The organism is Glutamicibacter sp. BS14 (assembly GCF_056934375.1).
Map to the genome: position 1 here is coordinate 1,188,169 of NZ_CM167801.1, position 21,370 is coordinate 1,209,538.

The following is a 21,370-nucleotide window of genomic DNA, read 5'->3' on the forward strand; positions in this document are numbered from 1 at the left end:
AACCTAGCTGGCCCTTTCAAGGAACCGCAGCAGGCAGCGCGAAGCCGGATCCAAATGGTTCTTGGTCCCCAGCTGCCGTTTGGAACGGCGCAGCGCCGCCAATTTTTCCGGATCGTCCGCCAGCTCCAGCACACGGGGATCGATATAGGAGCCGGCCGCGATTTCGGGAGTATTGCCCAGTTTTCCGGCGGCCTGCTCGATGGCCAGCTTGCGCAGATTCCTGGCATCATCGGCAGCCATAGCCGAGGCGGGAGCCTCGATCAGTGCCCTGAAAGCCGCTAAGCTGCCGCCCCAGGTCCTGAAGTCCTTGGCGGTGAATCCGCTACCCAGATGCTCCTCGAGGTACCGGTTGATTTGCGCAGGCTGGAGCAGGTGCGAGTGCCCATCGTCATCCAGGTAGCGGAAAAGCTCGTAGCCCGGCTGATCGCGCAATTGGACCAGTACTCGTGCCAGTCGCCGGCTCCTGATTTTCACATGCTGCTGCTGGCCGCTCTTGCCGGGAAACTCGAGGGTGGCGCAATGCCCTTGGACCTCCAGATGCTTGGCTCGCAGCGAAGCGGCCCCGAACGATTGGTTGGAACGCGAGTAGGCGTGCGTGCCGATGCGCAGCAGATGCAGATCCAGCAGCAGGACCACGGCCGCAGTGACCCTGTCCTTGTCGTTTCTTCCCCGGCGCAGATCCCGCAGCAGCTGGCGGCGGAGATTGGGCAGTGCGCGGCCGAACGCCGGCAACCGGTCGAATTTGGCGGCATCCTGCCGCTCGCGGAAATCGGGGTGGTAGATCATCTGGGTGCGTCCTGCCGCATCGATTCCGCGAGCTTGGACCTTGGCCCGCGCACTGGCAGCGATCTGGACCTGTTTCCATGCCGGCGGGATCGACAATTGCCTGATCCGATCCAGCAGGTGCTGGTCCTTCACCGTGCGTGCCCCTTCCAGGTAGAAGAAGCCGGTTCCCGCGCGCCGGCGCGTGATGGGAAGCCGTTTGCTTCGGCGTGCTGGCATGGATGCCTCCCGGTAGTTGCGTAGCCGTGCAATCACGCACACGCTATCGCCGATCGCTGCCCTGCTCCGGGTGTTCGCAGGAAAATCCCAGCTGTGCGGTGCCGGGGTATTCCTGCCAGCGGGCGGATCCGCCACCTGCAGCGCGTCGTTTGCACCCGGGAAGCCCTGGAATCGCGCCATGTCCCGTAACAGGGCATGATTGGAGGTATGGAAAATAGTGCTGCGCCCGCATGGGTGGCAAATTACCAGCCGGGAGTCCCGGCCGAAATCGAGCTGCCCACCGAACCGCTCAGCCGCATGTTCGAGCGCTCCGTGCGTGAAGCCGGCGATAGCCCGGCGACCGAATTCTTCGGCCGCCGCACCAGCTACGCCGATCTGGGCGCGCAGGTAGCCAAGGCCGCCGAGGGCCTGCGCAAGCTCGGCGTGCGCGCCGGCGACCGCGTTGCGCTGATCCTGCCCAACTGCCCGCAGCACGTGATCGCCTTCTACGCGATCCTGCGCCTTGGCGCCGTCGTGGTGGAGCACAACCCGCTGTACACCTCGCGGGAACTGCGCCACCAGTTCGAGGACCACCAGGCGCGCATCGCGATTGCCTGGGACAAGGTCGTGGCCAACGTCCAGGAATTCCCCAAGGACGTGCAGCTGGACTCGATCGTCTCGGTCAACCTGCTCGAAGCCTTCCCCGCGGTCAAGCGCCTGGCGCTGAACCTGCCGGTCAAGAAGCTGCGCGAGACCAAGGCGTCGCTCACGGCGCGCACCTCGGGCACCGTGGCATGGAAGGACCTGCTCTCCGGTGCGCAATTGGATGCGAACCACCCGCATCCGGATGTCGATGACCTGGCGGTCATCCAGTACACCTCGGGGACCACCGGCCACCCCAAGGGTGCCATGCTCACCCACTTCAACCTCTATTCCAACGCCTTGCAGGGCGAGGCCTGGATGCTCGGGGCGCAGGAGCGCGAGGAAATCCTCTACGCGATCCTGCCGATGTTCCATGCCTTCGGCATGACCCTGTACCTGACCTTCGGAGTGAAGAAGCAGGGCCTGCTGGTGCTCTTCCCGAAGTTCGATCCGCAGATGATCCTGGATGCCTGGAAGAAGTCCCCGGCCACCGTGTACTGCGCGGTGCCGCCGATCTACGAGCGCACCGCCCTGGCGGCGAAGGAGCGCGGCGTCTCGCTGAAGAGCGCCAAGTACTGCATCTCCGGGGCGATGAACCTGCCCGACCATGTGGTGGAGCTGTGGGAATCGATGTCCGGCGGCCTGCTGGTGGAAGGCTACGGCATGACCGAGTCCTCGCCGGTGGCCTTGGGCAACCCATTCCACCCCAGCCGCCGCACCGGCACCATCGGCGTGCCCTTCCCCTCGACACTGATGAAGGTCGTGGACGTGGAGGACCCGAGCCGGGAAGTGGCCCAGGGAGAACCGGGCGAATTGCTGATCAAGGGCCCGCAGGTGTTCCAGGGCTACTGGAACAACCCGGAGGAAACGGCCAAGGCCAAAACCGAGGACGGCTGGCTGCGTTCGGGCGATGTGGTCACCGTTGACGAGGACGGCTTCGCCCAGGTGGTGGACCGCGCCAAGGAGCTGATCATCACCGGCGGCTTCAACGTTTCACCGACCGAGGTCGAGATCGCCCTGCGCCAGCACGCTGACGTGGCCGATGCCGCGGTCTTCGGAAAGCCGTTGGCCCGCGGCGGCGAAATGGTAGTTGCCGCGGTGCAGCTCGAAGAGGGCTGCGGGCTGAACGAGGACGCGCTGCGCGCCCACTGCCGCGAGCTGCTGGCCGCCTACAAGGTGCCTAAGCGCATTGTGCAGATCGATGAGATGCCGCGCTCGCTGCTGGGCAAGATCCTGCGCAAGCAGGTCAAGGACCAGATGGTCGATCTGGTCTAGCGCAACCGCGGCATCGCCGAGAGCAGCAGTTTCGTGTAATCATGCTGCGGGGCGCCGAAGACTTGGTCAGTAGAGCCCTGCTCGATGATTTTGCCTTCATGCATCACCGCAACGGAGTCGCTCATGTGCTCGATCACCGACAGGTCATGGCTGATGAACAGGTAGCTGGTTCCGGTGTCCAGCTGGATCCGATCCAGGAGGTCCAGCACCGTGGCTTGGATTGATACATCCAAGGCCGAGACCGGCTCGTCAAGGACCAGCACCTGCGGCTTGGGCGCTAGCGCACGGGCAATCGCCAGGCGCTGGCGCTGCCCGCCGGAAAGCTCGCGCGGGTTGCGGCCCAGCAATTCGGTGGACAGCTCGACTTGTTCGAGCAGTTCAGCCGCCGGCTTGCGGTACTCGGCTGCGCGCTTGGACTTGCCGCGGCTCAGCGCATCGGCCAGCAGCTGCCCCACCGAATAGCGCGGATCGAAAGACCCCAACGGGTTCTGGTAGATCGCGCCGATTTGTTCGCGCAGCTTTCGGCGCTGGGATTCGAGGGCCGGGGCAAAGTGCTCGCCGAGCAGCTTGACGTTGCCTGCATCAGGCTTCTGCAAGCCCAGCACCATGCGCGCGGTGGTGGTCTTCCCGGACCCGGATTCGCCGACAACGCCCAGGGTCTTGCCCCGGGGCAGTTCGAAACTGATCGCATCCACGGCCTGGTGCTTGCCGAACGTTTTGGACAGCTGCGTGACTGATAACGCGGGGGCAGTAGTGGCGGGTGCTTCTGGCGGTGGTGCCGTCAACGGCTTGCTGGCTGCCGACAACGGGGCGAAGCGCGGTATCCCCGAAGGCACGGCCCGCAGCAATTGGCGGGTGTACTCGTGCTGCGGGTCGCCCAGGATCTGCCCGGTGCTGCCGGCCTCAACGATTGCACCGTTGCGCATCACCGCAATGTCGTCGGCCAAATGCGCTACCTGGGCCAGATCGTGGCTGATCATCAGCACGCCGCGGCCCTGCTCCTTGAGCTCGCGCAGCTGCGAAAGGACCAGTGCTGTCAGCGCCGAGTCCAAGGCGGTGGTTGCCTCATCGGCGATGACTACCTGCGGGTTGCCGGCCAGGGCCTGGGCAATCAGGGCACGCTGGCGCATGCCGCCAGAGAGCTCGGTGGAACGCTGCTTGGCACGGCGCCCGGGCTCGGGCATGCGCACGGATTCCAGCACCTGGAGCACTCGCTGCTGGCGCTCGGATTTCGACATCTTGCCGTGCGCCTTGAGCGCATCACCGATTTCCCGGCCCACCGGGCGCAGCGGATCGAGCGCCATCAGCGCATCCTGCAAGATCATGGACACCGAATTCCCGCGGATCTGCTGCCAGCCGCGGTCGGAGAGCTCCAAGGCGTTCTGCCCGCAGACAGCGAGCTCGGCGGCGCTGACGGTGCCGCCGGAGAGGCCAAGCAGGCTGCGGGCGGTCACGGATTTGCCCGACCCGGATTCGCCGACCAATGCGAGGCAACGTCCGGCCTTTACGGTGAAGGAAATGTTCTTCACCGCCACGGTGGAACCGAAATGGACCGAAAGGTCCTTGACCGTAATCAGTGCTTGCTCGTTCATGCTGTCCTTGCCCTTCCGCCCAGCGCGCGGCCAATCAGCGTGGCGCCTGCGGCCACGACAACTATCGCCAAGCCGGGGAACAAGCTCATCCACCACGCGAAGTGCAGGTAGGTGCGCCCGGCCGAAAGCATGGCACCCCATTCGGGAGCTGGCGGGGGAGTGCCCAAGCCCAGGAAGGACAGGGCAGCAGCCCAGATCACGGCTTGGCCGATCCCCAAGGTCACCAGCGCCAGCAGGGGCTTGAGGGCGTTGGGAACCAAATGGTTGCGGACCAACAGCCACGAGCCGCGGCCCAGCACGGTGGCTGCCTCCAGCATTTCCGAACTCTTCAGCGTGCGGATCTGGCTGCGCACCAGCCGGGCATATCCCGGTGCGGTGGACAGGCCCACCGCGACGATGGCCGGCCCGACACCGGGTCCGGTGAAGGCAATGATCAGCAGTGCCATCAGCAAGGATGGAATCGCGTAGAGCGCTTCGAGCACGCGCAGGATGATCTCGTCGAGCCAGCGCGGGGACAATGCCGCAGCTGTGCCCAAGACGATGGCCAATCCCATGCCCAATCCCGTGGCCGCCAGGCCGATAGCCAGCGAGTCGCGGGCACCATGGATGACACGGGTATAGATGTCGCGGCCCGATTCGTCGGTGCCGAAGAAATGCGCGGCGCCGGGTTTGCTGAATGCCTCGGCCGGGTTGATGGCCAATGGGTCGCCCGGGGCCAGCACCGAAGGAACCAGCGCGATGAGCACCCACAAGGCGATGAATGCGGCGGCGAAGATTCTTGCGGTGCGGCTCATGAGCTCGCCCCTGCCGGATTGATGGCTCGCTCGATGCCTTCGGTGATCGCCATGACCACGATGTAGACCAGCGCGGAGAAGAGCGCGATGCCGGTGACCATCGGGATGTCGCGGGCCAGCACCGCAGAAAGCAGCGAGCGCCCCAGACCCGGACGGGCGAAGATCGCCTCGACCACCACCGCGCCGGAAAGCAGCGAGGAGAAAGCCCAGCCGGTCAGGCCCAGGGCAGGCAAGGCGGCATGGCGCAAGCCATGGCGCCAGAAGACCGCCAGCCGGCTTTCGCCACGGGCACGCGCGGCCAGCGCGAACTGGCTGCCCAGGGCTGCACTCAGCGAATCGCGCATCAGCTGGGTGAGGAACCCGGCCAGCGGCAATGCCAAGGTCAGCACGGGAAGTACCAAACCCTGGGCGGTGCCGTTATCCACGGCCGGCAGCCAGCCGAGCATCGAGGAGAAGAGCATGATCAGCACCGCGCCGAGCCAGAAGTGCGGCACGGCGGCGGCAATGATCTCCACGATATTTCCCAGCCATGCGCCAAAGCGGTTGGCCCGCATGGCCGATGCCGCGAAGCCCAGGGCCAGCACCCAGGCGGCCGCCAGGGCCAGCAGCGCAAGCCAGAGGGTATTGGGCAGGAGATCGCCCATGATGCCGGCGACCGGCTGCTTGAGCGAATAGGAGGTGCCGAAGTCCAAGGTGGCCAGCTTGCCCAGGTACATCAGGTACTGGGAGATGAGCGGCAGGTCCAGTCCGTACTCGGCGCGGGCCGCGGCCAGCGCTTCGGCCGAGGCCTGGGAACCGGGGCCGCCCATGATTGCTTCGGCCGGGTCGCCGGGGATCAGCCGGATGGCGATGAAGATGGCGGTGGCCACCAGCCACAGCACCACCAGCGCGCCGCCGATCTTGCGCCCGGCCCAAGCAATCGTGCCCAAGGGGTGCTACTTGGTGATGAAGGTGTCGTAGTAGACCGGCGAAGACACCGCGGTGGTGGCGCCGATGCCGTGCACGTTCTTGCCGTAGAGGAAGTGGTTCTGCTGGTCGTAGAGCGGCAGCACGGAGTAGCCCTCCAGGACCAGCTTCTGGGCCTGCTCGTACAGCGCAGCGCGCTGGGCTACATCATTGGCCTCTTCGGCCTGGGCCAGGATCCCATCGAGCTTCTCGTTCTTCACCTGCGCATTGTTGGCGAAGTAGCCCGATGGCGCCGGGACGGTCGAGTCGGAGTGGTAAAGGATGCGCAGCACCGACGGGCCGACCTTGGTGTAGGGAGCCGAGACCAGATTGTAATCGTGCTTGGCCAGGGCGCCGTACCAGCTGGACAGGTCCAGCAGCTGGATCTTCACCTCGAAGCCCACGGCCTTGGCCTGGGCCTGGAACTGCTCGAACAGGGACTGCTCGGCAGGAACCGACTGGTTGGTGGAGACCGGGAAGTCCAGCGACAGGCGCTTGCCGTCCTTCACGCGGTAGCCCTCGGCGTCGCGTTCGCTCCAGCCTGCTTCATCGAGCAGCGCGTTGGCTTTGGCCGCATCGGTGCCGAACAGCGATTCATCGGAGTAGCCCAGCGGCTCGGCTGACGACAGCAGCGAGTAGCTGCGCTCGGTGGTGCCGAAATAGAGGGCCTTGACGCCGGCGCTGGCATCCACGGAACGGATGAAGGCCTCGCGCACGCGCTGGTCATCGAATGGCGCCTTGGAGCTGTTCAGCTCCAGGCGGTTGGAAGCACCCGGGCGCGGGGCGTCCAGATGGCCCAGCGAGCCGTCCTGCTTTGCCGTGGCGATGGTGTCCGGCTGCGCGTTGTCGATGACATCGACTTCGCCCGAGACCAGGGCTGCGTAGCGGGTGGCGGCCTCAGGGATGAAGCGCCAGGTGATGGCCTCCAGATAGGCCTTGGAATCGGAGCGCTCCGCGTTCTTGACCGGCGGCACGTAGTCTTCGTTGCGGACCAGGTTCACGGCCTTCTGGTGCTCCCAGGATTCGACCTTGAACGGGCCGGTGCCTACCGGTGAGGCGCAGTTGGTAGCCTGGTCGCGTTCCAGCGCCTTGGGGGATTCGATGGCGGTCCATGGCATGGACAGCGATTCCAGCAGCGCGTTATCCGGGGCGGAGAGCGTCAGCTTGGCGGTGAGCTCATCGGCGATCTCGATATCCACGACCTTGCCCACGGCCAGATAGCCGGTGGAGGACGCGGTATTCGGATCCTTCAGGTGCTCGATGTTGGCTTCGATGGCTTTGGCGGTGAGCTTCGTGCCGTCGGTGAAGGAAATCCCATCGCGCAGGGTGATGGTGCGAGTCAGGCCGTCCTCGGAGACCTCGGTGCTTTCGGCCAGCCACGGGATGATCTTCCCGTCCGCATCCTTGGTGAACAGGGATTCGAGGTACTGGCTTGCTACCAGGGCTTGCGGGTAGTTGCCGCCCACATGCGGATCCAGGCAGGCCGGCTCGGCGTCGCCCGAAGCATAGACCAGGGTGCCGCCGGCAACCGGCTTCGCCTCCTCTGCGGGGGCATCGGGTCCTGCCCCTGCCGAGCAGCTGGCTAGAAGGGATCCAAGGAGCGGGAGCGCGATAGCGCAGCCAAGGATCCTGGACGCGCGCGAGTTTCGTTGCATGGGGAAGGGCTTACCTCGATGAACTAGTGGTGATGACCAAACCAACTCTAGCCATCTGGAACGCATTCGTCAGATCGGAGCGAATCGCTCCGATCCGACGAAACCTGGCTAGCGGCACTGCGCGAGGGATCTACTTTTCGCTGGCCACGGTCATGCGGCGGTTCTGGTGGACCGGGGTTTCGATTTCATCGAGGATGGCCACGGCGAAGTCCTGGGAGGAAACGAAGTCGCCTGCTGGCGAATCGGTGCCCAGGGTGTAGCTGCCGGTGCGGCGTGCAGGCACGATCACCGGGGCTGGAGCCGCGACGGTCCAGGTGATGCCGGAAACCGAGGTGAACATGTCGTAGACCTCGGCGCAGGTGGTGGCTTCGGCCTTGTATTCCTCCGGGAAGCCCGGGGTGTCGACCAGGCGGACGCCGTCTACCTCGGTAGCGCCGGCGCCGCCGACAACCAGCAGGCGGGCTGGGACCAGGGTTTCGGTGATCTGTTCGAAGGCATCCAGGTATTCCTGGTGGTCGCCACCGGTGCGCGATGGCGGTACGGCAATGACGAGCACGTCGTTGTTCTTTCCCAGGTCGCGGTAGGTTGCCCCGTCGCCCAGCTCGGCGGCCACGGTGGTGGTTCCGTCGATTACCTTGCCCGAGCGGGAGACCGAGGTGACCTCATGGCCGCGTGAAATGGCTTCGGCAACGACTTCCGAGCCGACCATGCCGGTAGCTCCGTAAACTGCAATCTTCATGGTGTTCTCTTTCCTTGGGAAATTGGGTCCGGCACAATGGTATCTTTTAGATACCGCCCACTACAACGAAACTAGGTTTCCTCATGGATAGCCATGGCTCTTTTGACGTGTTCGTGCAGCAATGCCCTTCACGTGAAATCATGCAGCGCCTAGGCGATAAATGGACTCCGCTGGTCCTCTTGTCCCTGGCTGGCGGCCCGCAACGTTTCTCCGCATTACGCCAGCGCATCGGCGCGGTCACCCCGAAAGTGCTCACCAATACCCTGCGCAACCTGGAGCGCGACGGGCTGGTGCAGCGCACCGTATATGCCCAGGTGCCGGTGCGGGTCGACTACGAGCTGACTGATTTGGGACGCGGGATCCTGGAACCCATGGAAATCCTGCGCCTGTGGTCCGAGGAGCATGTGCCCAAAGTGCTCGCTGCCCGTGAGCGGTTCGACGCGCGCGGCTAATGGCCAGGTGGAGCAGCGGGACGCAGCGGCAGAAACATGAAGTGCTGGCCCACCAGCCCCTTGGTCGGATGGTTGAAGGCGCCCGGAATGGTGCCCAGGATCTTGAAGCCCAGCGATTGCCATAGACGCACTGCAGCCTCATTGGTCTCGACGACCGCATTGAACTGGATGCCGTGATAATTTTCCTGCCGGGCCCAGTCGATCACGTATTCGCCCAGTGCTCGTCCCACGCCGCGATTGCGGCTTTCCGGATCGACCAGGAAGGACGCGGTGGCGATGTGGGCTCCCCGTCCGGGCTTGTTTGGCCCCATCTTGGCCGAACCGATGATCCTGCCATCTGCCACGGCAACGACCGTTTGCCCTGGCGGAGTCTCCATCCACCAGGGGCGGGCTTCTTCAAGGGTTTGGCCCTGGGGGAAGGCGTAGGTCTGCCCCTCATCCATGATTTTGCGGTAGAAGCCGAAGATCCCAGGCCAATCCCCGGCGGTGCTTGTCCGGATTTGCATGCGCTTAGCCCAACTCTTTCGAAATGAATGCTTCGGAACTCATCCTATTGGCCCTCATTGTATCTTGCGTCACATAGACTGAGGTCAAAGACGCAAGGTGCAGGCAAAGGAGCCGGTGTTGTTTGAAGTAAGCGAAGACCAGAAGTCGTTGATCGAGATGGTCCATGATTTCGCCGAGACCAGGATTGCTCCCAATGCCCTGAAATGGGACCAGGAACAGCACTTCCCGGTGGATGTGCTGGCCGAAGCCGGACAGCTGGGCATGGGCGGAATCTATGTTTCTGAAGATCATGGCGGATCCGGTCTGAGCCGCAGCGATGCGGTGCTGGTCTTCGAGGAACTCGCCAAGGCCGACCCGACCTTGGCCGCCTACATTTCCATCCACAACATGGTCGTGTGGATGGTCGACACCTTCGGCAACGACGCGCAGCGCGCCAAATGGCTGCCATCGATGACCGCCATGGACGACCTGGGCTCCTACTGCCTGACCGAGCCCGGAGTCGGCTCCGATGCGGCGGCCCTGTCAACCCGTGCCCGCAAGGACGGTGACGAGTATGTGCTCAGCGGCGTCAAGCAATTCATCTCGGGAGCTGGAAGCTCGGCGCTCTACATCGTCATGGCCCGTACCGCTGATACCGGTTCGCGCGGCATCAGCGCCTTCCTTGTTCCCGGGGATGCCGAGGGCCTGAGCTTCGGGCCGAACGAAAAGAAGATGGGCTGGAAGGCGCAGCCCACTCGCCAGGTGATCATGGAAGGCGTGCGCATTCCCGCCGCCAGCCTGCTGGGCGAGGAAGGCCAGGGATTCTCCATGGCCATGCAGGCACTCAATGGCGGCCGCCTGAACATCGGGGCCTGCTCGCTGGGTGGCGGGCAGAGCGCGCTGGAGAAGTCGGCGCTGTATTTGAAGGAGCGCCAGGCCTTCGGCGGTCCGCTGACCAGGCAGGAAGCGCTGGTCTTCAAGCTGGCCGAAATGGACATGGAGCTGGAAGCCGCCCGCTCCTTGCTGCGCCGTGCCGCCGCCGCACTGGACGCGAAGAGCCCGGACCGCGTCCGCCTCTGCGCGATGGCCAAGAAGATGGCCACGGACGCCGGATTCAACGCCGCCAACAGCGCTATCCAGCTGCACGGCGGCTACGGCTACCTCGCGGACTACGGGATGGAGAAGATCACCCGGGATCTGCGCGTGCACCAGATCCTGGAAGGCACCAACGAGATCATGTCGCTCATCGTCGGACGCACGCTGCTGGAATCCTGACCGGTGGTAATCAGGCGTTGAACTGCTTTTCCGAATTCCGCACAGCGTTTCCCGAGAGGGAATCACGGGGATCCGGATGAATCGATGAGATGGCTGGCTCGCTGGCAATGATCTGCTCGATGCTGCCCTGCTCCATCGCATCCCGCAAGGTGCGCTGGGTAGGGCGCATCATTTTAATCTCGCCGCGTTCCAGGGAAGCGAAGAGCTCCTTGGGGCTGATCCATGTGGAGATCACCGCTTCGGTGGTCTGGTGGACTGGTTCCTGGCCGGGGCGCAAGGCCGCGACAAAGAAGTACGTATCGAACCGCCGCGGGAAACCGGCTGGGGTGACCCAATTGGCCCAGGGGCGCAGTTGGCCAGGATCCAGCAGCAGCCCTGTCTCCTCGAAGACTTCACGACGTGCTGCGGCCAGGATCTCCCCGGCCAGATGCTCCGCGCGATCTGGTCCTTCCCCAAGGATCGAGGTGCGCGCCCATTGCCGGGCGTGCTCGCTGAGCAAGGCGGGATCCAGCTCTCCTGCCGCCACCGCTTGGCCGTCTTGGGCATCAACTCGGCCGCCGGGATAAACCACCATGCCGGCTGCGAAGTCCATGGTGTTCACGCGATGCTGGACGAAAACCTCAAACCCGCCAGCTGCCTCGCGCAGCAGCAAAACACTGGCCGCTTTGCGGATCGGGACCTCGGTGGGAGTCGCAGGTATCGGGGAAGTCGTCATTGCCTACCATGTCCTTGGCTCTTGGAAGTGAGAATAGCCTTCGAGAGCCAGCTTAGCTTCCAGCGCACAGCAAACGCGCAACCGGCAGAAGCCGCTGTGCATGCTTGCACATTGACCTGCGGAATCTGCACAGCAAATGCCGTTGACCGGATTCCTGGCGGAGCCTAGTTTGAATCACAGAGACCTGCGCGAAGCTGCGGGCATCGCAACTGGAAGCCGCAGGGGAGCCGAGCAGAGGATGAGCGCAATGGCGGAACAAATTGGCCCATGGCCCCAAGGGCTGAAGGGGCGCCGCGCTTTGGTTACCGGTGGCGCCTCCGGCATAGGCCTGGCCAGTGCCCGGGCATTGGCCGACGCCGGTGCCACCGTGACGATTGCCGACCTCAATGAACAGGCCGCTGAAGAAGCGGCCCGCGAGCTTGGCGGAAAAGCATGGGCCGTGGATCTTTCGGATACCGCGTCGCTGGAAGATCTCAGCGTGGATACCGACATCCTGATTAACAACGCCGGCGTGCAAAGGGTGGCTCCAATCCACGAGTACGACCCCGAAGCCTGGAGGCTGATCCATCGGCTCATGCTGGAGTCGCCTTTCCTGCTGATCAGGGCAGCACTGCCCGGCATGCGCGAGCGCGGCTTCGGCCGCATCATCAATATTTCTTCGATCCACGGGCTCCGGGCCAGCGCATTCAAGAGCGCCTACGTTGCGGCCAAGCACGGGTTGGAGGGACTGTCGAAGGTCACTGCATTGGAAGGTGCCGACTACGGGATCACCAGCAACTGCATCAACCCGGGGTATGTGCGTACCCCATTGGTGGAGCGGCAGATTGCCGATCAAGCGAATTCGCATGGCATTGACGAGTCGGATGTCATCCAGAAGATCTTGCTTGCCGAATCGGCCATCAAGCGCCTGGTTGAACCAGAGGAAGTCGCTTCGCTGGCGGCCTGGCTCAGTGCGGATACCGCGGGCATGGTGACCGGAGCGTCCTACACCATGGATGGCGGCTGGAGCGCGAAATAGGTGCGGCGGGCACACATGGCTGCCATGCCTAAGCCGGCGGGAACAGCAGGGTTCCGCCGATCGACACGGCGATGATCACCAAGGTGGACAGCAGCCCCAGCAGCAATGAACGTCCGCCGGTTTTTACGATGCTGCGCAGGTGGACCCCGAGCCCCAAGGCGAACATGGCCGCGGCAAGCAGGAGCGTCTGCACGCTGGCCGCAACTGAAAGCCACGCCTCGGGCACCAGCCCGGTGGTGCGCAGCAGCATTGCCGCCAGGAACCCGAGCACGAACAGCGGCACCAGTGGCGGGTTCTTGCCGCCTTGCACCGATTGGCGCCGCCGCATGAAGACGCCGACGCCGGCAATGATTGGAGCCAGCAGGACCACCCGGGCCAGCTTGACGGTCACCGCCACGGCCAAGGCGCCGGCACCTACCGAACCGCCGGCGGCGACGACTTGTGCGACCTCATGGGTGGACGCACCGATAAGCATGCCGATGCTGCGTTCATCCAGCCCGAGCAGCAAGCCCACCGCGGGCATGAGCGGAATCATCAATGTCCCGAAGAGCACTACCAGCCCGATCGCGGTGGCGACCTGATCCTGCTTGGCCTTGACGACATTCTCGGCACCTGCGACCGCGGCGGCACCGCAGATGGAGAAGCCGGTGGCGATGAGCAGGCGCTGCGGCAGATCCATGCCGAGCTTCTTGCCGATCCACAAGGTGGCCAAGAACGTGATGCCAACCGAGAGGACCACCACCAGCAGTACCCCGGGGCCCAGGCCGAGGATGGTGCCCAGCGAGAGCTGCAAGCCCAGCAGCACAATGCCCAGGCGCAGCAGCTTCTTGCCGGCAATTGCCGTGCCGGGGGCAAAAGCCTGCGGGACCGGGGCAAGATTGCGCCACAGCGCACCGAGCAGGATAGCCAGCAGCAGGGCGCTCAGGCCATTGACGTAGTGGCTGGCAAACATGCACAAGATGCCGGCGAGAAGGCAGAGGAGAAGTCCCGGAAGAGCAGGAGCGAAACGCGAAGCAGGTTTTCGATGTGCGGACTGGTCACGTTTGGAGGTGGCGGATTCTTCGATGGAACTTGTGGAGTCGTGCATGGAAATAATTCTTCTCCGGCATGGCGAATTGCGGTATACCACTTCTTGCTATCGCGGACATATGATCATGATATGGAAAGCAGCTCGTCATCTCTCGAAGACATTGCCCGCTGGATTCAACCCTCCTCATTGGAGTTGCTGGTCGGCATCGCCGATCACGGGAGCCTGAGCGCCGGTGCCCGTGCGGCCGGGATGGCGCAGCCAAATGCCACCCGCGCATTGAAAACGTTGGAGCGCCGGCTGGGATACCAGCTTGTGGCACGCAAGACCACCGGATCGCGCTTGACCGCAGAGGGAGTGCTGACCGTCCAATGGGCTCGTGAAGTCCTGGACAGCCTGGAAACCTTCGCCGCTGGCGCGCGCTCGCTGGCTGAAACCGGAGAGGGAGAGCTGGAATTCGGAGCCAGCATGACGGTGGCTGAATTCTTGGCGCCAAATTGGATCGGACTACTGCATCGTGCCCTGCCACGAGTCATCCCTCGAATGAAGATCATGAATTCCCAAGATGTTATTCGTGCAGTGCAGCAGGAGGAACTGGGACTAGGATTCGTGGAAACCCCGCACATTCCTCTGGGCCTGAAAAGCCGGCAGGTACTTCACGATGAAATGCTCGTGGTCACGTCGCCTTCACATGCTTGGGCACAACGGCAGGAACCGCTGAGCCTGCACGAATTGCAAAGCACGGCGCTGATAGAACGCGAGGAAGGCTCCGGCACCCGGGCATTCTTGGATTACATTGCCCATGCCGAACGCCCGAATCCGGTCGCTGTCTTCAACTCGAACGCAACGATTTGCCAGTGCGTGGCGCGCGGAATGGGGCCCGCTGTGCTCAGCCATTTGGCGGTAGAGAGCCAGTTGGAGCAGGGGCTGCTCGTCGAGATCCCGTTTGATGGGCCGGCGCTGTTGCGCGAGCTGCGGGCGATATGGCCTGCGCACCGTGTCTTGAAAGCGACCGAGCAGAAGCTGCTTGAGATTTCCGTGGAATCACGGATTGCGCAGGGCTAGCCGGAGATCCAGGCCCCGGCTTGGAACTGTGCGGACTTGGCCACGAGGCGGACAGCAAGCTTCCCATCAAGGATGCAAGGGCGGCCATTTGTACCGGGCCGTGAGCTCCCGGTACAAGCCTCCGGCCTTAGAGTTTGGAGATCTCGTTCTTGAGCAGGCCCGACAGTCGCTGGACGCCTTCGTCGATGGTCTTCTCGTCAACGGAGCAGAAAGCCAATCGCAGCTTGTTGTCGGCTTGGCCGCTCGGGCTGAATGCCGCGCCTGGGATGAAGATGACCCCGGCCTTCACGCCCTGCTGCAGCAACGCGTAGGTGTCAATGCCTTCAGGCAAGGTCAACCAAACGAAGAAGCCGCCTTCGGGACGAGTATGGGTGACGCCTGCCGGCAGGTACTTAGCCAATGCTTCGAGCATCGCGTCGCGGCGGGAACGGTACAGGTCGTTGTACTTGGTGATCTGCCCCTTCCAATCATGCTCGTTGAGGTAGGCGCTGATGATCATCTGGTTCAAGGTCGGTGGGCACAGGGCTACCGCCTCGCCGGCCAGGTAGAAGCGGCGGAAAAGGTGGGTCGGGACCGCTGCCCAGCCGATGCGCAGGCCGGGCGCGAAGATCTTGGAGAAGGAACCCATGTAGATGACGTTTTCCGGGTCCAGGCTCCGCAGGGTAGGCGCAGGGGTTCCCTCGTAGCGCAGCATTCCGTACGGGTTGTCTTCCAGGATCAGGATGCCGCCTTCGCGGCAGATGTCCACGATTTCCTGGCGGCGTTCGGCCGCCAGAGTGATCCCTGATGGGTTGTTGAAGTTCGGGATGGTGTAGAGGAATTTGATGCGCTCGCCGGCGGCGCGCAATTCGGCGATGCGCGCACGCAGGGCATCAGGAATCAAGCCATTTGCATCGGTGCCCACGGGGCGGGCGGACACCTGGTAGGCCTCGAAGGTATTCAGGGCCCCGACATAGGTCGGATCTTCGCAGAGCACAGTGTCTCCGGGATTGCAGAAAACCTTGCAGGCCATGTCCTGTGCTGACTGGGAGCCGTTGGTGACCACGACATCTTCGACCCCCACGTTCGTGATGCCTTCAGCTGCCATGACATCGATAATTTGTGCACGCAGTTCAGGAGTGCCAAGTCCGGAGCCATATTGCAATGCTTCGGGGCCCTGCTCGACGATGATGCGCCGGGCCATTTCACCGACCTTTTCCAGCGGGAGCAGCTGCAGGTAGGGGTTGCCTCCGGCCAGGGAGACCAGGGAAGGGTCCAAGGAGAGCTCGAATACGTCGCGCACCGCGGACTGCTTGATTCCGGCCGCGCGCTCGGATAGCAAGGATTCGTGCGAAGTGGTCAGCGGTTCTGATGCGGTGGTCATGGTTCTCCTCGGCAAGGCTCCCGGGGCGGGGGAGCGGGGTTCCTGCGCTGGGTGCGGCACAAGAATTGTTTTCAAATAGAATACTTTGGTATTCCAGCAGGAAATTCAAGGCTTGGCAAGAGCTGAGTTTTCAACCACGTGATTCTTTGCTCCAGGCGAGGCGTTGCGTTCCTCGATCTTCAGCTGGCCCAACGCCGAATTGACGCGGCCGTGAAGTTTCTCGGAAAGGTTTCGCGGCTAGCTCCCGGCCAGCCAGCACTGCCGGACCAAGAGGACCAGTAATTCGACGCAGTCCGCCGAAGCCCGGAAATACCCAAGACCGGGAGGCGCCCATCCATGCGAACAGGGAATAACCCGGGACCCTGATCAGCAGGCGATCCCATCATCCGACTTCCTGCGGGCCGCTGGCGTATTCGCCGGCTGGTTGGCTCACTTCTCGGTTTCGGTGCGGGAATCCAGCCAAGACTGGATGGCGCTTGGGCGAATGCGGCGATGCGTTCCACGGTATTCCACCGGAATAATCCCCGCATCGGCCAGCTTGCGCAGGTAGCTGTTGGAAATCCCGGCCATTTGGGCTGCTTGGGAAGTATTAAGGAGCAGCTCGGGTGTGCCGATGCTGACGGACTCGCCATCTGCAAACCGTGAAAGCACCTCGATCAGCGCCTGGTGCGCTTCTTTGGGCAACTTCAACGCGGTGCCGTTGACGAACACGGTCGTGTCATCCGACTCGTCCAGCGCGCGGCGTAGCCGCGCGGTGGTCTTCTCATCTAACGCCTCGAAGGTGCGGACCCTGCCCAGTGCTGAAGTCGGTGATGCCATGGCCCTTATTTTGCCTGAGATGTCCTTCGGACGCACCTCATGACGCTGCAAATGGACTGCCTGTCGCAACTCCTTTATGACACAGATGCGACGAATGGGGGTTGTACAGCGCCAAGCGGTTCCCGTATGGTGGAAAACGTAGGTCTAAAGAAAGTACTGACCAGCCATCTTCCGGCACACCATGACGGATCCTTCAGCCTCACCCGGCGGAGCCCCTCTGGGAATTGTGTACATGGAAGCCTGACGCCCTCCTTAATTGCCTGTGGGTCACGCTCCATTGCGGTCGGATGAATGGTCATGCGCGTTCCTACGCTCTGCCACCAATTTCGTGGGTACTGCGTTTTCGTCAATCAGAACTTTCTTGAAAGAAGAGCTATTCAATGTCTGTTGAATCCACTAAAGACCTGTCCACCATCACCGACGAAGAGATTTTCGACGCCCATCTTGGCGGCAAGCTTTCCGTCTCATCGCAAATGCCGCTGAACACCAAGCGCGACCTGTCCATCGCCTACACTCCGGGTGTAGCCAAGGTATCCCAGGCCATCGCAGATGATCCAGCCAAGCACGCAACCCACACTTGGGCCTCCCGCCTGGTTGCTGTGGTTTCGGACGGCACCGCTGTGCTGGGCCTGGGCAACATCGGCGCCGCTGCCTCGCTTCCGGTCATGGAAGGCAAAAGCGCCCTGTTCAAGGAATTCGGCGGCCTGGATTCGATCCCGCTGGTATTGGACACCACCGACGTCGATGAAATCGTCGAAACCGTCATTCGCCTGCGCCCGAGCTTCGGCGCCGTGAACCTGGAAGACATCTCCGCCCCGCGCTGCTTCGAAATCGAAAAGCGCCTGATCGAGGCGCTGGATATCCCTGTTATGCACGATGACCAGCACGGCACCGCGGTGGTGGTGCTGGCAGCTCTGATCGGCGCGGCCCGCCAGACCAAGCGCGACATCAGCTCGTTGAAGGTCGTCATCTCCGGTGCCGGTTCGGCTGGCGTCGCCGTCACCAACCTGCTGCTTTCGGCCGGCGTGGATGACGTCATCGTGCTCGACTCGCGTGGCACCATCCACCGCGAACGAGACGACCTTAATCCGGTCAAGGCCGACCTGGCCAGCCGCACCAACCGTGAAGATGTCATGGGTGGCCTGGCTGAGGCACTGGACGGCGCGGATGTCGTAGTGGGACTTTCCTCATCGACCTTCGAAGAAGCTGCCGTGGCGAAGATGAACAAGGACGCCATCATCTTCGCGCTGTCCAACCCGACCCCGGAAATCATGCCGGATGCTGCCGCGAAGTATGCAGCCGTGGTGGCCACTGGCCGCAGCGACTTCCCGAACCAGATCAATAACGTGCTGGCCTTCCCGGGCATCTTCCGCGGCGCCCTGGACTCCGGTGCCAAGAAGATCACCGAGGGCATGAAAGTCGCCGCGGCCCATGCCATTGCCAACCTGGTTGGTGATGATCTGGCAGCGGATTACATCATTCCTTCGGCAACCGATGACCGCGTGATGCCTGCTGTAGCCGCGGCTGTGGCTGCGGAAGCAGAAAAGGCCAGGTAGAAAAAGCTGGCGAAAAAGCACTGCCTGCAACGACTCGTTGCGGGCAGTGCTTTTTTCATGCGCCAGGCTGTTCTGAGGCCGTTGTCTTGGGATATCCACAATCGTAGAAAGTTCCTGCCGGGGCGATGAATTCGCGCCACACTTGCTGGCATCAGATCAACCAAGGAGGAATGCGATGCGTAATCCTGAAGGCGTCCATCTCAGTGTCCGCAGCTCGTTGCCCGAAATGCAGCTACTTGGCGTTGTTGCACTGCGCGAAATATCAGAGAAGGGGTATGCCGTAGTGCTCAGCACTATGGCAAGGCAGCAACAGGTCCTGGGGTACACGCTGGGATTGGCGAAACGAGGGCATCCTGAAATCGTCAGTATCGGTGGAGGCGAAGATGATGTTTTTGGGCTTCTCACGCATCTGGCATCACAAGTCGTCGAGCATGGACAATTCTTTTCCGAAGGTACCCACAACACATCGCTATTTAGCGAGCTCATTTTCTCGGAGCCAGAGGCGGAACTGAACACTCTTCCCCTCACCAGTCTGATCCTTGGCGACATCCCGATAAGAACCCTGCATTGCATGCAACCCAGGGACTTCGCCGTGATCCAGCAACAGTCTGCTCACTAGGAACTGCGCCGCATCGTCAAAAGATGAGCAGGCAGAGGAAAGGAACTGGACCATGTGCGATATGTGCAATGGCATGACACGCAAGCAACTGGAAGCCCTGATCGACCAGCGGATCCGCGACTACGGACATGAAGTGATTTTTGTTGAGTCGGACCGGATCAGCCCATCGCTTGCCTACACCGTTGGCCTGAGTCGCATCGGGCACCCAGAATTCCTTGTTCGAGGGCTGGACATGGATGACAGCATTCAGATGCTCAACGGATTTTCTGCGTCCGTGCTGGAATGGAATGAGGTTTTCGCCCACGGGCACACCGGCCGCTGGAAGGACGGAACACTGTTGTACTTCTCCAAGATCAGTACCGGGATCCGCAAGCAGGTGCCATTGGCTTATCAGAGGTACGGAGAAAGCCTGGGGTTGCTAGAAGTCCTACTCGTCGGCAGGGATATCCCTTACGAATATGTAGTTGCCCGGCACAATTAGGCCTTGGCATCCTTTGCCAAGCGCCTAGCTTCGCCGATGGATTGCAGCGGCCTCGTTCTCCGCGCGGACTTTTGCCCGATGTGCTGCGCGCAGGGCCTGGTGGCCGTCGGATTTGCGCACCTTCAGGTAGAACATTCCAACTACAAGGAACCACAGGGGCGTAGCCAGCAACGCAGCACGCGTATCGGCCTGCGTGGTCAATGCCCACAGGACGAATACGAAGAAAGCTAGGACCATGTAGGGGGCTCCCATGCCGCCGGGGACCTTGAACTTGGAGGCATCATGCAGCTGCGGGCGGCGCTTGCGGAAGGCCAAATAGCTGATAAGGATCATTGACCAGACGAACATGAAGCACAGGGCAGACACCGTGGTCACCAACGTGAAGGCCTGGGCTACGGAGTCACCCGCGTACAACAGCACGACGGCAGCAAGAAGGAAGATGCAGGAGAATAGCAACGCATTGCGTGGCACCTGCGTGGCAGAAAGCTTGCTGAACTTCTGCGGAGCATCTCCATCCTGCGACAGGGCGTACAGCATGCGCGATGTCGAATAGATTCCGGAATTTGCACTTGAAGCGGCGGCCGTCAGCACGACGAAGTTGACCAGACCTGCAGCTGCGGCCAAGCCAGCCATCGAGAACATGCCAACGAATGGCGATGCATCAGCGGAGAACTTGTACCAGGGGGTGACTGCCATCAGGACGGTCAAGGCACCGACGTAGAACAGGATCACGCGCAGCGGAATGGAATTGATGGCCTTCGGGAGATTCTTTTCAGGATCCTTGGTTTCAGCCGCAGCCGTACCTACCAATTCAATGCCGACGAAGGCGAAAACGGCGATCTGGAAGCCTGCGACGAAGCCCATGAAACCAGTGGGGAACATGCCGCCGTGCGCCCACAGGTGGACGAAGGAAGCGGTGTCTCCCTCGGAAGAACTGAACCCGGTGGCAATCATTGCCAGGCCGCAAACGATCAACGCCAGGATTGCAACGATTTTCACCAAGGAGAACCAGAACTCGGTTTCGCCAAAAGCCTTGACCGTGGGCAGGTTCAGCCCGACCAATAGCAGGATGCAGCAAAGCGCGGGGAGCCACAACGGGATCTCGGACCACCAGTAGGCGACATACTGGGCAATCGCGACTACGTCCGCAATGCCGGTGACAACCCAGCAGAACCAATAGGTCCAGCCGGTGAAGAAGGCAGCCCAAGGTCCCAAGAGATCGCCGGCAAAATCTGCGAAGGTCTTGTAGTTCAAGTTGCTGAGCAGGATCTCGCCCATGGCACGCATGACGAAAAAGAGCATGAAACCGATGATCATGTATACGAAGATGACGGACGGTCCAGCAGCGGAAATGGTCTTGCCGGAGCCCATGAACAAACCGGTGCCGACTGCTCCGGAGATCGCCATGAGTTGGATGTGCCTGCTGGACAGGCCGCGCTCAAGTTTCGTTCCGTCGGAAACGGTTTTCACTTGCGTGGAATCGTTCGCCACGGCTGCACCTTTCATGAGCAGATCCCTTCGGTTTTTCGAAGGAGACGGCCTGCTCGGAAGAAGAACTAGACCGCTGGAAGAGGTTATCGCAGATATATTGACCAGCTATATTTGGCCGTCACCGTGGACTGCGAGCAAGCTTAACAGTTGTGAAATTGGTTATACGCCACTGGATTCGGGCAGGCAGCCCGCTGCTTCGCGCAGTAGCCAGATGGGCAGAACCTGCACTTGAATGGGGCATTTGGATGCTGCTGGACCGCAGGGTGGCGGCATGTACCCGAAAATAAAGCCGCGGGAAATTGTGCGAAGGAAATCCTCCGGTTCCGGCAAATGGAATTAGCGGGAGGCGGTTGATCTGGAGAATCAGTACCACCGAAGAT

At 62.2% G+C, this 21,370-nt stretch carries 20 protein-coding genes; 8 read left to right on the forward strand and 12 right to left on the reverse strand.

What is annotated here, in order from left to right; translation table 11 throughout:
- Positions 1–3: 3 nt before the first annotated feature.
- Entirely contained in the window at positions 4–1,002 is a 999-nt protein-coding gene (locus tag AC1Z36_RS05645) for a DNA topoisomerase IB (RefSeq protein WP_181149049.1), read from the reverse strand.
- Positions 1,003–1,209: 207 nt separating this feature from the next.
- Between AC1Z36_RS05645 and AC1Z36_RS05650 the strand changes: the two genes are divergently transcribed.
- The gene (locus tag AC1Z36_RS05650; RefSeq protein WP_105656238.1) at positions 1,210–2,898 is read left to right on the forward strand and encodes a long-chain-fatty-acid--CoA ligase; all 1,689 of its coding nucleotides are present in this window, start codon (positions 1,210–1,212) and stop codon (positions 2,896–2,898) included.
- Here AC1Z36_RS05650 and AC1Z36_RS05655 read toward each other — a convergent pair.
- From AC1Z36_RS05655 to AC1Z36_RS05675, 5 genes are all read right to left on the reverse strand, one after another.
- A complete protein-coding gene (locus AC1Z36_RS05655; protein WP_105662008.1) occupies positions 2,895–4,490 on the reverse strand; it encodes a dipeptide ABC transporter ATP-binding protein in 1,596 nt (531 codons plus the stop codon). The two genes, AC1Z36_RS05650 and AC1Z36_RS05655, sit on opposite strands and share 4 nt — an antisense overlap.
- The gene (locus AC1Z36_RS05660; protein WP_105656240.1) at positions 4,487–5,284 is read right to left on the reverse strand and encodes an ABC transporter permease; all 798 of its coding nucleotides are present in this window, start codon (positions 5,282–5,284) and stop codon (positions 4,487–4,489) included. The genes AC1Z36_RS05655 and AC1Z36_RS05660 overlap by 4 nt, the downstream gene beginning before the upstream one ends.
- Positions 5,281–6,213 (reverse strand): ABC transporter permease, encoded by a 933-nt coding sequence (locus tag AC1Z36_RS05665; protein ID WP_105656241.1) that lies wholly within the window; start codon positions 6,211–6,213, stop codon positions 5,281–5,283. The genes AC1Z36_RS05660 and AC1Z36_RS05665 overlap by 4 nt, the downstream gene beginning before the upstream one ends.
- A 6-nt stretch (positions 6,214–6,219) precedes the next feature.
- Entirely contained in the window at positions 6,220–7,884 is a 1,665-nt protein-coding gene (locus AC1Z36_RS05670) for an ABC transporter substrate-binding protein (RefSeq protein ID WP_105662007.1), read from the reverse strand.
- A gap of 130 nt (positions 7,885–8,014) precedes the next feature.
- Entirely contained in the window at positions 8,015–8,623 is a 609-nt protein-coding gene (locus tag AC1Z36_RS05675; protein WP_105662006.1) for an NAD(P)-dependent oxidoreductase, read from the reverse strand.
- A gap of 83 nt (positions 8,624–8,706) precedes the next feature.
- Here AC1Z36_RS05675 and AC1Z36_RS05680 point away from each other — a divergent pair, with 83 nt between their 5' ends.
- Entirely contained in the window at positions 8,707–9,075 is a 369-nt protein-coding gene (locus AC1Z36_RS05680) for a winged helix-turn-helix transcriptional regulator (protein WP_105656244.1), read from the forward strand.
- Here AC1Z36_RS05680 and AC1Z36_RS05685 read toward each other — a convergent pair.
- Entirely contained in the window at positions 9,072–9,581 is a 510-nt protein-coding gene (locus AC1Z36_RS05685; protein WP_105656245.1) for a GNAT family N-acetyltransferase, read from the reverse strand. The two genes, AC1Z36_RS05680 and AC1Z36_RS05685, sit on opposite strands and share 4 nt — an antisense overlap.
- Positions 9,582–9,699: 118 nt before the next feature.
- Between AC1Z36_RS05685 and AC1Z36_RS05690 the strand changes: the two genes are divergently transcribed.
- Positions 9,700–10,836: an acyl-CoA dehydrogenase family protein gene (locus AC1Z36_RS05690; RefSeq protein WP_105656246.1), complete on the forward strand. Its 1,137-nt coding sequence runs from the start codon at positions 9,700–9,702 to the stop codon at positions 10,834–10,836.
- 10 nt (positions 10,837–10,846) lie between these two features.
- On the opposite strand, the gene AC1Z36_RS05695 is transcribed toward AC1Z36_RS05690, so the two are convergent.
- Complete coding sequence (locus AC1Z36_RS05695) at positions 10,847–11,551, reverse strand: NUDIX hydrolase (protein WP_286134052.1); 705 nt, start codon at positions 11,549–11,551, stop codon at positions 10,847–10,849.
- Positions 11,552–11,798: 247 nt separating this feature from the next.
- Here AC1Z36_RS05695 and AC1Z36_RS05700 point away from each other — a divergent pair, with 247 nt between their 5' ends.
- Positions 11,799–12,569 carry a 3-hydroxybutyrate dehydrogenase gene (locus AC1Z36_RS05700; RefSeq protein WP_105656247.1) on the forward strand — a complete coding sequence of 257 codons (771 nt, stop codon included), beginning with the start codon at positions 11,799–11,801 and terminating at the stop codon, positions 12,567–12,569.
- A 28-nt stretch (positions 12,570–12,597) separates the two neighbouring features.
- On the opposite strand, the gene AC1Z36_RS05705 is transcribed toward AC1Z36_RS05700, so the two are convergent.
- The gene (locus AC1Z36_RS05705) at positions 12,598–13,656 is read right to left on the reverse strand and encodes a YeiH family protein (RefSeq protein WP_105656248.1); all 1,059 of its coding nucleotides are present in this window, start codon (positions 13,654–13,656) and stop codon (positions 12,598–12,600) included.
- A 72-nt stretch (positions 13,657–13,728) separates the two neighbouring features.
- Here AC1Z36_RS05705 and AC1Z36_RS05710 point away from each other — a divergent pair, with 72 nt between their 5' ends.
- Complete coding sequence (locus tag AC1Z36_RS05710; protein ID WP_105656249.1) at positions 13,729–14,661, forward strand: LysR family transcriptional regulator; 933 nt, start codon at positions 13,729–13,731, stop codon at positions 14,659–14,661.
- Between the two features lie 127 nt (positions 14,662–14,788).
- On the opposite strand, the gene AC1Z36_RS05715 is transcribed toward AC1Z36_RS05710, so the two are convergent.
- Complete coding sequence (locus AC1Z36_RS05715) at positions 14,789–16,024, reverse strand: aminotransferase-like domain-containing protein (RefSeq protein ID WP_483561797.1); 1,236 nt, start codon at positions 16,022–16,024, stop codon at positions 14,789–14,791.
- Between the two features lie 429 nt (positions 16,025–16,453).
- The gene (locus AC1Z36_RS05720; protein WP_105662004.1) at positions 16,454–16,843 is read right to left on the reverse strand and encodes a helix-turn-helix domain-containing protein; all 390 of its coding nucleotides are present in this window, start codon (positions 16,841–16,843) and stop codon (positions 16,454–16,456) included.
- A gap of 380 nt (positions 16,844–17,223) precedes the next feature.
- Between AC1Z36_RS05720 and AC1Z36_RS05725 the strand changes: the two genes are divergently transcribed.
- The 3 genes from AC1Z36_RS05725 (at position 17,224) to AC1Z36_RS05735 (ending at position 19,499) form a co-directional block, all read left to right on the forward strand.
- Entirely contained in the window at positions 17,224–18,399 is a 1,176-nt protein-coding gene (locus tag AC1Z36_RS05725; RefSeq protein WP_105662003.1) for an NAD(P)-dependent malic enzyme, read from the forward strand.
- Between the two features lie 175 nt (positions 18,400–18,574).
- Complete coding sequence (locus AC1Z36_RS05730) at positions 18,575–19,018, forward strand: DUF4262 domain-containing protein (RefSeq protein WP_483561798.1); 444 nt, start codon at positions 18,575–18,577, stop codon at positions 19,016–19,018.
- Between the two features lie 73 nt (positions 19,019–19,091).
- Entirely contained in the window at positions 19,092–19,499 is a 408-nt protein-coding gene (locus AC1Z36_RS05735) for a DUF4262 domain-containing protein (RefSeq protein WP_181148764.1), read from the forward strand.
- Positions 19,500–19,523: 24 nt separating this feature from the next.
- Here AC1Z36_RS05735 and AC1Z36_RS05740 read toward each other — a convergent pair whose 3' ends face one another.
- Positions 19,524–21,005, reverse strand: coding sequence for an amino acid permease (locus AC1Z36_RS05740; protein WP_105662001.1), 1,482 nt, complete (start codon positions 21,003–21,005; stop codon positions 19,524–19,526).
- Positions 21,006–21,370 lie beyond the last annotated feature (365 nt).